The sequence below is a fragment of the Cytophagaceae bacterium genome, assembly GCA_016722655.1.
GTDB lineage: Bacteria > Bacteroidota > Bacteroidia > Cytophagales > Spirosomataceae > Leadbetterella.
The window spans coordinates 2,919,808-2,933,874 of record JADKIR010000004.1 but is presented as its reverse complement, the minus strand read 5'-3'; the positions used below and the strand labels follow the sequence as shown (position 1 = coordinate 2,933,874).

The window sequence follows — 14,067 nt, the reverse complement described above, 5'->3', positions numbered from 1 at the left end:
AAAGTTATCGAAAGGTGGCCTCATTAGCCCCAGATTTTAGTTCCTTCTGTGCAATTTTTACACATGGGTATATTTGCCCGGGATGTTAATAATTTTTGACGAAAATCAACATAAGATTTATCATTCCAGATTTTTGAAAATGAAGCTGTTTTCAAATCCCCCATCCTATTTTCTGCATCTTTATCAAAACAACAAGGCACCACAAGACCGTCCCAGGTGATTACAGTAGAATGCCACATTTTCCAGCAATGGTTGAGTAATCGGCTCTTTATGGCATATTTTCCATTTTTTGTTTTTTCATACCGTGAATACCTGGAGTTTTCAGGAATCAGGTCTGAGCCATTTTCATAATCATAAATCTGAGCAGTCTTTAATCGCAATTCATCTACCCCAATTTCTTTTGAAATACGTTTTATCTCCTCAATCTGATGCTCGTTGGGTTTTACGACCAAAAATTGAAATATCACAAATGGCGTGGAACTTTTTAGTTCTTTTTTTGCCTGAATTATATTTTTTGTACCCTGCCAAACTTTTTCAATGTCACCCCCAATGCGATATTGCTGGTAAGTATCCTGAGTGGTACCATCAATGGAAATTATAAGCCTGTCAAGTCCCGACTTTACTGTTTCAATGGCATTTTCATAATTTAGGTAATGAGCATTGGTCGAAGTAGCAGTATAGATTTTTTTGGCATTGGCGTATTTTACCATAGTCAAAAAGTCTTTGTGAAGGTAAGGCTCCCCTTGAAAAATAAAAAGTCATATACATCACATAATCAGACAGTTGATTTATCGTATTTTTATACAAGTCGAAATTTAACATGCCAGTTGGTCTGGTAAATGACCGTAATCCACTGGGACATTCCGGACATCGAAGATTGCAGGACGTGGTGGGTTCAAAAGAAATAGCAACCGGGAAAAATGAATTTACTGCTTTTTTAAAAATTTTGGAAATAATATAAGAATACACCAGCCCCAGTGCATTTATTGCCCTACGAAGAGTAAGTTTTGATAGAAAATTGAGGCTGTCTATCCACATTTATTTTTTGAATTGCTCGTAATATTCCATCAATCTGGCGTTTTTTTCCTTAGAAATAATATCTTTCATTGCGGTCTCGGCCTCAATTGCTGAGTCTGCCAACATGGATAATGCCCTTACAGCACTCATTCTCACGTACCATTCGGTCTCGTTCTGACCAATGCTTTTCAAATATGGAACGCTCTTTTGTACCAATTCAGTATCGGCTTTGATTAAAAATGCACCCAGGGCGGTAACTCCCTGATAAAGTTCGAATCCTTCCATGTCGGATAATTTTTCCAAAAACCAAGGATATTTTTCAGATTCAGGATTTTGGGAGAAAAATGAAGCAACCGCCATGAAAATGTTGAAATCTTTACTTGTCGAATATTTATTGGCCAATTCAGCCGCATCAGGTACATTGTTGGCAAATAATGCTTCAAGTGCAGAAGCTTTTACAAGATTGGAACTATCGGAAAGTGCTTCCCGAAACAAAATATCATTTTGAGGATTGAGAAAATTTTTAACAGCCAAAATCGCTGTAGCTTTCACATTGGTTTTGGGATCATTTTTTATTATCTGCTGCAAAGCTTTTTCCACCTTCAAAAAATCTTCTCCATCGTAGTCGAAAAACTTCTGAACAGCAATTTCTCTGATTCTCCAAAATGGGTCTTTTAAAGCTTCCAATACTAGTTCTCTAACTTTTTTATTTTGTAAAGGTTGAATTTCGGTGCTTTCATCAGGTTTGTAGGTAAGATTTTCCAAAGCGTGAAGTCGCCCATAAACTGTTTGGCTGTTTTGGAATTGAAAAATCAACTCATCTTCGGTTTTTTGATGACTTATGGCTGCCAAAAGATAACCATCAGGATTTATCAAAAGGCCTTTATAGTCACCTTCAAAATCAATTTCATAATTTTTCTCTGCCTGACTAAATTCTAAAATCTCTGTCTTTCTCCCTTTCGAAGTATAAATTTCTACCGGTATTTTAAGATTGTAAACAAAAGCATTGGTGCTGTCGGTGATTTGTTTCAAGACCAACTGTATTTTGTTTTTCTCAATTTTGTGACTAGCTAAAATATTTGGGTGGCCGGGTCTGAAAAACCACTGGTCAAAAAACCATTTCAAATCTCTTCCTGTGATTTTTTCAAACGCAAGCCTTAAATTTTCAATTTCTGTGGTATGATGTGCGTGTTTGTTTAGATAATAATTTAAGGTTTTAAAAAATGCCTCATCGCCCACTTCCATACGGAGTTGATGCAATATTCTGCCACCTTTTTGGTAAGAATGTGCATCAAACATATCTTCCTGAGATTGAAAATCAAACCTGATCATTGGCACCTGTTTTTGAGCCGACTCCTGCATATATTCCTGAAGAGCAGTCAGATATAAGTAATCAGCTTCTTCTTTTCCATTTTTATGAAATGCCCACAAAAACTCGCTGTAATTGGCAAATGATTCATTTAAAGGCAAATGAGACCAGGACTCACAGGTAACAAGATTGCCAAACCAATGATGAAATAATTCATGGGCTATTACACCGTCATCATTGCCATCAATAATCTGATTACCATCTTTTAGAACGGACCTGGAATGAACGGTGGCCGTTGTGTTTTCCATAGCACCGGAAACATATTTTCTAACTGGAATCTGGGAATATTTAGGCCATTGATATTTTACTCCCAATAATTTCTCAAAAAAACCAATCATTTCAGGTGTTCGACCAAAAATTTCATACGCATTTTTTTCATATTCCGGCTCCACATAATAACTGACCTCAAATCTTTTAAAAGTGCTGTCTATTACTTTCTTAAAATTGCCCGCTGCAAGCATGCTCAGATAAACTGCATGGGGTGTTTCAAGTTTCCAATGATCGGTTTTAGTACCTTCTTTATTGATTTTAGTTTCAACCAAAACACCATTAGAAAGAGTCGTCATTGCCTTATCTAGAGTCAAATAAATATCTTGTGTATGATTTTGGTTAGGTGAATCAATGGTAGGAAACCATACGCTATTGGATTGGGTTTCGCCTTGTGTCCATAGCTGGGTCGGAAGTTTCGGCGTTTCAGAACCTGGCACAATAAAATACAAACCTTTGTCAGAAGTGATGGCTTCCGAACCTGAGGCTATAAGTTTTTCAGGCTGTGAAATATATTCAATTATGATTTCTAAGGTATCGGTAGAGCTGTAGGACTTGCCAAGGTTTATCGAAATAATATCGTCGGCATATTTATATTCTAAGGATTGATTTTGTGATTTTACACTTTTCAAATCAAATCCTCTGGCATCCAATTCAAGTTTAGATTGAGCATAGAAATACGGCTTTAAGGTCAGGATTGCTTTTCCGGCCATGGTTTTTGATCCAAAATCGGGTTTCAAATGCAACTCAGTATTGAGTAAATCAAATGTAATTTCGCGACTTTTTCTTACCTGGGCATTCAGGTTTAGGGCAAAAATCAATATTACAAATAGAATTTTTTTCATTTTAATGATTTGTTATCGGTCAGGATTAAGGTTTTTATATAATATTTTCTTTTTCAAAACCAGGCTGAATCCATCTTCCTCATTTTGAAAATCATATTCATTTTTCAATACAAAATCATCAATGCTCGAGAAACCGCCCTTTAAAGTAAGCGTAATAGAATGCGTGGCCGGATTTAACCGCCAAAAACAAGCATCAACATCAAGGTCAAGAAAATCAACACCGGCACAAGCCTCTATGTCTTCTGAAGACTGATAGTCGTACTCAATACGACCATTGGGTTTAAATGTCCAGATCATGGTATTGAGCGACACTTTTTCCTGAGCATAAGGAATAAACTTTATCTGGCTTAAAGTATCCACTTTGTCAGTCAACAATATATATTTTCGGGACGGTACTTTTTCTTTGAACGTTTGCCCTATTGCAGTAATTGAAAAAAGCACCAAAAACAACAATCCTAATATTTTTAAAAATTTCATAATTAGTTGTTAATCATAAATTTAGTTGCCCGTGTTGCAGGTAAAACAGATGCCAGGACAGTTATCACAAATATGCCAATAACCGATAAAAACACATCACTCGTCCGAATCTCAACCGGGTAAGCATCAACCAGGGCGTATTCCATACCAAGCTTTACAAACCCGATTTTTTGTTGTAAATAACTTATGCCCAATCCTAAAATCAAGCCTAATACTATGCCTACAATGGCCACCAATAGACCTTCGGCAAGGAATATTGCTCTAATCAATGATTTTGTGGCTCCAAGAGATGACAAAGTTTTTATATCATCTTTTTTATCTATAACCAACATACTCAAAGAATAAAAAATATTGAAGGAGGCTATTCCCACAATAAAAAACAAAGCAATAAAAATAAACAATTTTTCTATTTTAATGGCCTTGAGTAATGGAGCATTTTGCTCATCCCGGTCTTTGATTTGCAGATTTGAAGCTAATATTCCGGAAATCTCTTTTTTTACACCACTGGCATCTATATTTTCTTTGAGCGTGATTTCAATAGCCGTTCTCTTCCCTTCTTTTTCGGTGAGCGACTCCACAATTTGAAGAGGTACGATTACATGATTATCATATTGTTGTTCCAAAACAAACGCTCCTGCCACTTCCAGCGTAGATTGGTTTATATTTTCTTCAGGATTCAGCACATTTAGTGGCTGCATTTTAGGATATAATAAAGTCAAAGGATACAGAAAATCATTAACTTTCAAATCAAGGGCTGTATAAACTCCTCCACCCACATATGCGGTGGGTCTGCCGTCTTTAAAAATCTTCATATCACCCTCAAAAAGAGCTTTTTGCATTTCAAGATTGTTTTCAAAAGTAGTATCTACTCCTTTAAGAACTACGATCATTTGGGCGTCATTGCTGCGTGCTAACGCTTTATCCTGATATACTTCGGACAGATATTTAACTCCGTTTATGGCTTTGATTTTTTGCAAAAGTCCACTTTCGGGCAGAAAATCTTTTTTGGAAATTGAGGTAATTTTAAGGTCGGGATCAAAAGCTTTGAAAATCTGGCGGTTGAGATCTTCCAGACCATTAAACACCGACAATATCACAATGAGAGCAGTTAAACCCAGTGCAATTCCCAACATCGAAATGAGAGAAATAAAGTTGATGAAGCTTCTCTTTTTCTTAGATAGAAAGTATTTTTTTGCTATAAAAAAAGATAAAGACATAAGTTTAATCTTCAGTATTTTCGTCGGCGGGCGGAATATGAATATTGGCGAAGAGTTCTTCTATTTTCTGAGCATATTCGGCTGTATCATCAATATAAAATCGAAAAGTTGGAATAATCCGGAGTTGGTTTTTGGCTTTGTTTCCAAACAATCCTCTGATTTTCTTTGAATTTTCTCTGATACTTTCCAAAATCTGCTCTCTTTTTTGCCCTTTCAAAAAACTCAGATACACCTTTGCAATGCTGAGATCAGGCGAAACCTTGACTTCGGTAATGGTTACGAAGTCATCCTCGAAAATGGCCTTAATATCTCTCAAAAAAATATCTCCTAAATCTTTCTGAATCAACTTCCCTACTTGTTTTTGCCGCTTCGACTCCATCAGTTTTTTATGCCCGGGGACATATTTTAAAGAACCCTACAGATTCTGATTTTACGTATAAATCTAAATAAACTGCAAATATCATGGTATTTTTTGGTTTATCAGTGTGCCAATTGATATTTTTGTATCGGTGTTGTGATTTTCGGGCACGGAAAATACGGTAATTTACAAGCCATTTTTATCACCCTTTAATATATAAGGTCTTGTTAACGTTTTTTAAAATTAATTCGATATTTCAGGTAATTACACTTTTTCTGATTTTGTTTCTGATCAGATTGCCATTTTGGGCATCGCCGCTACCCATGCTCAACAGTGAACTGGAGCAGATGCTGGTGGGTCAAAAACTCAATGAAGGCATGAAATTATACTCTGAAATACTCACCCAAACTGGTCCGCTCTCAGCTTATTTCTTTAGGTTAATTGACCTTTGGGCTACTAAAAATCAGTTTGTTTATGACACCGTCGCCACAGTTTTGGTGGTGATTGAAACCTTGATTTTTGTTTTTATGGTAAATCGCAGAAACTTGTTTAATGATAAAAACTACATTCCGGGTTTAATATTTCTGATACTTGTTCATTTGTCTTTTGACATGATAAAACTTTCGCCCATTCTGCTTTCCAATCTGTTTTTTCTGGTGGCTTTAAATGCAACACTAAGACAAATAGAAAGGCGTGATGGTGTTGGCGATGATGTGTTCGAAACTGGACTTTACTTTGGCATTGCCTCATTATTTTATTTTCCGGCGGGCATTTTTATTATTTTCAATGTCATCGTACTTTTTCTTTATACAGGTATCAATATCCGCCAGACTTTCATGGTTATTCTCGCATTTTTATTGCCGATTTTTTTTACTTATTTATTTTTCTATTTCAACGACATAAATTCTGAGTTTACCAATGTGTGGCTTTTCAATATCCCTCAATTCAGTAACTTTAGTTGGCTAAAACTCAAAGACCTGGTATTTGTAATTGTTCTTCCGGTAATCTTGACGGTTTTTGGGGTGTATAAAGTTTTAAGAGGAATGCGTTACAATAGTTTTCAGAACCGCTCGCACCAAATGCTTCTGATCCTGATTATCTTCAGTACCATTGCTTTCTTTATTTCCGGTGACTTAACTCCCGGCAAGCTATTATTTTTAATGGCACCAATGGCATTTTTTATCTCAGGTTATTTTGTACATTCCAAAAATCTCCTGATTCCTGAACTTACTTTTCTGTTTTTCTTTTTTGCCTCAGTTACTTTGTTTATTCTGGGTGCCAAACCAATTGGGGGATTCACCTTACCCATTTTAAAAGATGCCAGAGCAACTGAAAATAACAATTATGAAAAATATAATGGCAAAAAAATATTTGTAACAGGCTCACAAATAATATCTTACAAAAACCTGGATATGGCTACAGGGTATGTAAACTGGGAACTGGCAAAGCTCGATTTTGAAAACCCGAATAATTATATGAGTCTGGCTAATATTTATAATAATTTAAAAAAGGATATGCCTGATGTTATTATTGATAATGAAAAAGTAATGCCATCTATCTTCAAAAACCTGCCTGATTTAGGAGAAAAATATAGTAATTCTGAACCAGGAATATATGTTATTAAAAACTAATTTTGGTCCAAATCTCTCTGACTGGATCACCTTTTGAGCTTTTTCCTGAATGTTGCCATTTGCCATCGGCAATATCGGCATCAAAACTAAGCTCTGCCCCTACCCTTGCATTGTCTCTTGAAAAGAACTCAATTTTTTCAATATATTTTTTGTCTTTCAAAATATAGGTGCCACCACCGGTACCCGAGAATTCACGGGTTGAAGTATTGATAGCAAACCATTGAAAGCACCCACCGCCCATGATTTTTAAGGTTTTTCTTGGTCCGGCCTGCATTGGGTTCATTTCTCCTTCAGGATTGGCTCTGGCGGTAATTTTCCATAAACCTGTGAGGGCATTGTCTTTTTCAGAAACCTTTTCAAATTTCACATCATTTAATTCAAGGCTCTTTTTTTTATGTAAAATATTATAAGTTTGAACCGAATTAACCAGCGAAGGTTTGCTGGAATGAAATTCAATGTCAGTCAGAAATTCACCGGTTTGGCTTAGTTCATATTTACCGCCCCATGTCTCCAAAAATTCATTTGTTTTATAGGTGGTCAGCGTAAAATAGTTTTCAGAGGCTATCAGCAAAATTTTCAAATCATTCTCTTCTGCCCGCCAGGCACCACTTATTCCCTGAGCAAAAGCCGCAGGAATAATTAACATCAAAAATATTATCTTTTTCATTTCTGTTTTATACAATATTGAATTTCAAACACTTAAAAAACACCAGAGGTCCAAATTTTAAAAATTACAATTCATTTTAAACAATCTTAAGTTTTAATTCTGCCAATATAGTTTTAAAAATTTCCGAAAATATAATAAACTGCAATGAATAAACTCAAATTGAATTATTTTTGCACCGAAAATATTTTTAACTGAATGACAAAAAACGCTTTATCTTTACCAAAGAACGGAAAAATCAGACCCGTAATTGAGAATTTAAGCCCTGAAATTAATAACGGAAAATACCCAACCAAATCTATAACAGGAAGGAAAATATATGCTCAGGCCGATATTTTGGTCGATGGACACGACAACCTGGGTTTTAGGTTACTATCAAAACACGTATCAGAAAAAAATTGGATGGAGTCAAAAATGTACGGTATCCAGGAGGACAGATATGAAGGTTTTTTTGTAACCGAAAAAATTGGATTTTATGAATTCAAATTCCAGGCATGGGTTGACCATTTTGCCACCTGGCAACATGAAGTTGAAGCCAAAATAAAAGCAGGACTCCACCTTGTGGTAGAATTACTGGTAGGAATTGAGATTCTGGAAAAAGTAAAAAAAATCGCAGATAAAGATGACAAAAAAGAAATAACCGATGCCATCTCTATTCTGAAAGACCCGTTAAGATATCAGGAGGCTGTTTGGTTTTGTTTGAGTGAAAAAGTCCATCAATGGATTGATAATTACCCATTGAAAGAAAATATGTTGGAAAGTGAAACCAGAAGTATTTTCACCGATAGAAATAAAGCTGAGTTTTCGGCCTGGTACTCATTCTTCCCAAGATCAGCCGCAAGAGAAGAAGGTAAACACGGGACTTTTAATGATGTAATAAAGTTATTGCCGAGAGTTAAGGAATTGGGTTTTGATGTGGTATATCTGCCTCCAGTTCACCCGATTGGTACTACATTTCGAAAAGGAAAAAACAACGCCACAGAATGCAAACCCGATGAGCCTGGAGTACCTTACGGCATTGGCTCAGCCGAAGGTGGTCACACCGCGATTCATTCTGAACTGGGAACACTGAAAGATTTCAAAAAACTTGTGAAAGCTTGTCAGGATATGGATCTCGAAATCGCTCTTGACCTGGCTATCCAATGTTCTCCTGACCACCCATGGGTAAAAGAACACCCCGATTGGTTTAAGATTTTACCGGATGGAACTATAAAATATGCCGAAAACCCTCCTAAAAAATATCAGGATATTTACCCGGTGAATTTTGAAACTGAAGACTGGCAAAATCTCTGGCAAGAGCTGAAAAATGTAATATTCACCTGGGCTGAATGGGGTGTGAAAATAATCAGAGTGGATAATCCGCATACCAAGGCATTTGGTTTTTGGGAATGGGTAATTGCTGAAACCAGAGAGGTGTATCCCGAAATGATATTCCTTTCAGAGGCATTTACCAAGCCTAAAGTGATGCAACAACTTGCAAAGGTTGGTTTTACACAGTCTTATACCTATTATGCCTGGAGAAACTCAAAATCAGATCTGGAAAGCTATATGAATGAGCTCACCAAAACTGATATGAGACATTATTTCAGACCAAATTTTTGGCCTAATACGCATGATATCAATACATTTAGTATGCAGACCGGTCATGAGCCGCTCTATTTGTTAAGATATTTTCTGGCAGCAACACTTTCGAGCAATTATGGGGTATTTGGACCAACTTATGAATATTTGGTATGTGAAGGAAACCCGGGAAAAGAAGAATATAAAGATTCGGAAAAATACGAAATCAAATATTGGGACTGGGAAAAACGCAATAAAATTACGTATGTGTACACGCACGTAAACCGAATCAGAAAGGAAAATTCTGCCTTGCAGATAACAGATAATATCGATTTTTGTGCGGTAGATAATCCTAATATTATGGCTTATTTAAAAACGCATGAAAATGGAAACCGCCTCCTGATTGTCACTAATTTAGACACTTATCAAACCCAATCCGGTAACATTCATCTGCCACTCTGGAAGATTGGAAAAGGGCAGGAAGAGTCATTCATTGTGCATGATTTGATCACCGGAGCAAAATATACATGGAAAGGCGAGCAAAATTTTGTGGCTCTGGATCCTTTTATTTTGCCTTTTCATTTGTTCAGAATCGAGGATATTCATCACTGATAAATAAAAATTGTGCAAAAAATAATATTTTTTTTGGCTCTGATTGCAATAGGTTGTGACAAAAAAATTGAGAAATCTGAAATTAATTATTTCGATTTAAAAGGTCTTGTTACCTCACAAATTGGGGATTTGAATCAAAAACAACCTAGGCTTTTAAAAAACTGGCAAATTGGCAGCAAAAAAGAGAGCAAAGAATTTGAAAAAACCGATTGGAATAAAGAGTTGGAGGTTTTCATCGAGGCTGACATTAATAAATCGGGCTTAAAAAACTCCTATGTTACCGAAAAGATAGGATTTACCGACAAATACAAGTTGAAAGAAGGAGAAAATGCCCCAATTAAATACCTTATTGTCAAAAAAGATTCTTTAGGAATGACCGAACAGGTAGAGCTGGAATCAGGCATGAATAATTATCTTTTTGAATCAAAAACGAAACTTAAATTGATTTTAAAAGACAATAAACTGCAATCGTACAGTGCAGAAGGTTATCAGAAATTATTTTTCGGAAAAGCCGATTCTACAAAAATTGAAGGGATCATTCTCTGAAAATTCTCAGAGAAAACCCTTTTCCTGAAGTATTTGTACGGAAACCTCCCAAAGTTTGTCTCTTACCTCAATGCTTTGGGAATTGCCTGAAGAACTACTTTTCTTTGATTTCTTATAATAATCGCCGTTGCTGAGTTTATCCCTGGTTTGAGTTGCACAATAAACAGTAGTTTTGGAACCTTCATCAGGTGAAATAATAAATGGCATTTTATTGAAATATTTCAACCATCCTGAATTGTTTGCACCAAAGCCCGTCCTCACTACTCCTGGATGCACCGCAAAAGAAACCAAACCCTGAGCAGCATATTTATTGGCCAAGGCCTTGGTAAACAGCAGATTCATGAGCTTTGTGGCTCCATATTGCAGCCAGGTATTGAATTTTTTCTCGGTATTAAGATTTTCAAAATCAATCTTACCCATACGATGAGCCTCAGAAGATAAATTGATTACCCGGGCATCTGATGATTTCAAAATATTAGGTAATAGCTCATAGGTCAGATAAAAATGTGCCAAATGGTTGACCTGAAATCCCATTTCCAGGTCATCCACAGTCATTATCTTTTTTTCAAAAACTCCCCCGGCATTATTTATCAGTAAGTCTATTACCGGATACTGTAGTTTGATTTTCTCTATTGCTTTTTTTAATGAAAACAAAGAAGCCAAATCACCTTCAACCAGGTCAACTTTGGCCTCCGGATAACCCTTCAAAATCTCGGATTTTACGGTTTGACCTTTTGACAAATCTCTCACTATCAGCACCAAATGAGTGCCATAAGAGGCCATCTTAAAAGCGGTTGATTTTCCAATTCCGGACGTTGCTCCGGTTATTACTGCGATTTTTTCTTTCAAAATTTTCCTTAGTTTTATTTCAAAACAACAGAATCAGAAAATTAATTTCCTTAATAGTCATCATTCAAACCAAAAATCCTTTTATTGGTTTTCCATTTTCCACGGGTAAAATCAGGAATCTCCACAGGCGAACTCCCTCTGGCTATAGATAATTCTGAAAGAGGACTAATCGCACTCCAGGCGGCGGCGTCATATACGTCAATCGGTGGAGCTACTTTATTTTTTATAGCTTCAATAAATGCCCTGATTACAAAGAAATCGATGCCCCCATGGCCGGCTTTCTCGGCCGAAGAAGCGTGTTTTTTCCAAAGTGGATGGTCTTGTTCGTCCTGATATTTTGAAAATGGCTCCCACACATGGGCTTTTGGGCTAACATTTTGAAGATATATAGAATCATTGTCATCCATCCAAATACCTTCTGTTCCCTGAGCCCTGAATCCCAATGAATAGGGTCTAGGACTATTTGTATCATGTATTATGACAATATTTTCTCCATTTTCACACTGAATAGTAGTCGTAACCACATCACCCAGTTTAAATTTCACACTTGCATTGGGGTGATCTTTTCCTGCCTGATCTACAATATGTTTATGCAACCCGCGGGCCTTGGTCGCCGTCGAAGTTAGATAATTAAATTTATTTCCACGATTTATATCCATCCAATGTGCAACAGGACCAAGACCATGTGTAGGATAAACATCCCCATTTCTATCTACAGAATGTTGGGTACGCCATTTGGCTTCGGAAATAGCCTTTTCACCAAACTCTACCCCACCACCATAAAATTTCTTTCCATCGTTAAATTTTACCTCACGCAAATCATGCTGGTATCCGCAATGTGCATACAACATCTCGCCAAACATATTTTTCCTTATCATATTCAAAACGGCCATCACATCGCGACGATAACAAACGTTTTCTAGAATCATACAGTGAGAGCCGGTTTTTTCAAATGTATCAACCAAATCCCATGATTCCTGAAGTGTAACCGTGGCAGAAACCTCCACTGCAGTATATTTCCCTGCTTTCATTGATTCCACACTCATGGGTACGTGCCATTCCCATGGAGTAGAAATCACCACGCCGTCAATATCTTCCCGTTTTAGCATATTGATAAAATCAGTATCAGACTTGCCGTAGGTTGCCGGATCTTTTCTTCCTGCCTTTTGAGTCATGGCAAGGGTACGTTTGATCGCATCGGCATCAATATCGCAAATGGCGGTCACCTCCACATCATCACGATACAAAACCTGCTCTACATGACTTCTGCCTCTGAGACCCACTCCAATAAAGGCCAGTTTTACTTTTTTGGTAGCAGCATTGGCATTAAAATTTATTAATGGAATGGAAGAAGATGCCAGACCGACATTGATAAAATCTCTGCGATTCATATGAAAGGTTTGTTTTTAAATTATTTTACTAATGTAATAATTATTTTTTTCTGAACAATATTACATTTATATATGTTACTATTTTCGTAACCAACCTGTACGTTTTTTGATTGTGTAGTACACAAACTTTGTACAAGACTAAAAAAACTTAATTTGAAAAGAGTATCAGTTTTTCGTAGAGAACATTTCAACGCCGCCCATAAGATTTATAATCCTGAGTGGAGTGATGAAAAAAACCTGGAAGTATTTGGCAAGTGTAGTTATGCCAACTATCACGGGCATAATTATGAAATGGAAGTTAAACTCACTGGCGAGATTAACCCAAAAACAGGCTATGTGTTTGATCTTAAAGTTTTAAGCGAGCTTCTTAAAGCTGAAATTGTGGAACTTTTTGACCATAAAAATCTCAATCTTGACATTCCTGTTTTTAAAGAACTCATTCCTACCGCCGAGAATATCTGCGTAGTGATCTATGAAATTCTACGTGAAAAAATTGACCAAAAATTTGATATCAGAGTAAGACTATTTGAAACCGAAAGAAATTATGTCGAATACCCAGCTTAAAAATCTGACCCAAGAGGATCATCATGGCGATGACCACATCATGAGTAATATAGCCACCCCTCTGAGGCCTGATGCTTTTGAGATGGATGACGAAGAAAAAATCAAAGTCATTGCAGCACATTTTTCGGAAATTATGCATACACTGGGACTTGACCTTGAAGATGAAAGTCTAAAAGGTACCCCAGGCAGAGTAGCCAAAATGTACGTAAAAGAGCTTTTTTCAGGCCTGAAACCTGAAAATGAACCTTCTATTACTTTATTTGACAATCACTATAAATATGGTGAGATTTTGGTCGAAAGAGATATTAGTTTTTATTCCAATTGTGAACATCATTTTGTACCAATCGTTGGGAAAGTTCATATAGGATATATTTCTTCAGGTCGGGTGATAGGGCTTTCAAAATTGCACAGAATCGTTAATTATTATGCCCGCCGCCCGCAAGTACAGGAAAGAATGACCATGCAAATTGGAAATGCCCTGAAGACTGCTTTACATACCAATGACGTAGCCGTGGTGGTTGATGCCGACCATTTTTGTGTGTCATCAAGAGGGATTGCCGACCAAAGTAGCTCTACTGTGACTTCATTTTTTGAAGGAGCTTTTAATAATGTTTTAAAAAGAGAAGAATTCTTATCGCTTGTAAAACTAAAAAGCTAAATTTCTATTTATTTAAAAATCAATTATTTATAATTTAATAAT

The 14,067-nt window shown here is 36.5% G+C and carries 12 protein-coding genes and 1 pseudogene; 5 read left to right on the top strand and 8 right to left on the bottom strand.

Annotated features, from left to right (window positions below):
- Positions 1-23: 23 nt before the first annotated feature.
- The 5 genes and pseudogenes from IPP61_13275 to rbfA form a co-directional block, all read right to left on the bottom strand.
- Positions 24-1,038 (bottom strand): annotated as a pseudogene (locus tag IPP61_13275) (SPASM domain-containing protein).
- Positions 1,039-3,498: a peptidase M1 gene (locus IPP61_13270; GenBank protein MBL0326130.1), complete on the bottom strand. Its 2,460-nt coding sequence runs from the start codon at positions 3,496-3,498 to the stop codon at positions 1,039-1,041. It abuts the pseudogene before it with no gap.
- Positions 3,499-3,510: 12 nt separating this feature from the next.
- Positions 3,511-3,975 (bottom strand): hypothetical protein, encoded by a 465-nt coding sequence (locus IPP61_13265; GenBank protein MBL0326129.1) that lies wholly within the window; start codon positions 3,973-3,975, stop codon positions 3,511-3,513.
- A gap of 2 nt (positions 3,976-3,977) precedes the next feature.
- Entirely contained in the window at positions 3,978-5,192 is a 1,215-nt protein-coding gene (locus IPP61_13260; protein ID MBL0326128.1) for an ABC transporter permease, read from the bottom strand.
- A gap of 4 nt (positions 5,193-5,196) precedes the next feature.
- Complete coding sequence (gene rbfA, locus IPP61_13255) at positions 5,197-5,571, bottom strand: 30S ribosome-binding factor RbfA (protein MBL0326127.1); 375 nt, start codon at positions 5,569-5,571, stop codon at positions 5,197-5,199.
- A gap of 203 nt (positions 5,572-5,774) precedes the next feature.
- Here rbfA and IPP61_13250 point away from each other — a divergent pair, with 203 nt between their 5' ends.
- The gene (locus IPP61_13250) at positions 5,775-7,181 is read left to right on the top strand and encodes a hypothetical protein (protein ID MBL0326126.1); all 1,407 of its coding nucleotides are present in this window, start codon (positions 5,775-5,777) and stop codon (positions 7,179-7,181) included.
- Here the strand turns inward: IPP61_13250 and IPP61_13245 are convergent.
- Positions 7,171-7,848 (bottom strand): membrane or secreted protein, encoded by a 678-nt coding sequence (locus IPP61_13245; protein ID MBL0326125.1) that lies wholly within the window; start codon positions 7,846-7,848, stop codon positions 7,171-7,173. The genes IPP61_13250 and IPP61_13245 overlap by 11 nt on opposite strands.
- A 195-nt stretch (positions 7,849-8,043) precedes the next feature.
- Between IPP61_13245 and IPP61_13240 the strand changes: the two genes are divergently transcribed.
- Positions 8,044-10,017, top strand: a complete 1,974-nt coding sequence (locus IPP61_13240) for an alpha-1,4-glucan--maltose-1-phosphate maltosyltransferase (GenBank protein ID MBL0326124.1) — start codon at positions 8,044-8,046, stop codon at positions 10,015-10,017.
- 12 nt (positions 10,018-10,029) lie between these two features.
- Positions 10,030-10,563: a hypothetical protein gene (locus IPP61_13235; GenBank protein ID MBL0326123.1), complete on the top strand. Its 534-nt coding sequence runs from the start codon at positions 10,030-10,032 to the stop codon at positions 10,561-10,563.
- A gap of 6 nt (positions 10,564-10,569) precedes the next feature.
- On the opposite strand, the gene IPP61_13230 is transcribed toward IPP61_13235, so the two are convergent.
- Positions 10,570-11,412 carry an SDR family NAD(P)-dependent oxidoreductase gene (locus tag IPP61_13230; protein ID MBL0326122.1) on the bottom strand — a complete coding sequence of 281 codons (843 nt, stop codon included), beginning with the start codon at positions 11,410-11,412 and terminating at the stop codon, positions 10,570-10,572.
- Between the two features lie 50 nt (positions 11,413-11,462).
- Positions 11,463-12,803, bottom strand: a complete 1,341-nt coding sequence (locus IPP61_13225) for a Gfo/Idh/MocA family oxidoreductase (GenBank protein ID MBL0326121.1) — start codon at positions 12,801-12,803, stop codon at positions 11,463-11,465.
- Between the two features lie 153 nt (positions 12,804-12,956).
- Here IPP61_13225 and IPP61_13220 point away from each other — a divergent pair, with 153 nt between their 5' ends.
- Together IPP61_13220 and folE are read left to right on the top strand one after the other, a co-directional pair.
- Positions 12,957-13,367 (top strand): 6-carboxytetrahydropterin synthase, encoded by a 411-nt coding sequence (locus IPP61_13220; GenBank protein MBL0326120.1) that lies wholly within the window; start codon positions 12,957-12,959, stop codon positions 13,365-13,367.
- Positions 13,348-14,025 carry a GTP cyclohydrolase I FolE gene (gene folE, locus IPP61_13215; GenBank protein MBL0326119.1) on the top strand — a complete coding sequence of 226 codons (678 nt, stop codon included), beginning with the start codon at positions 13,348-13,350 and terminating at the stop codon, positions 14,023-14,025. Before IPP61_13220 ends, folE begins: the two co-directional genes overlap by 20 nt.
- The last annotated feature ends 42 nt before the right edge of the window (positions 14,026-14,067 follow it).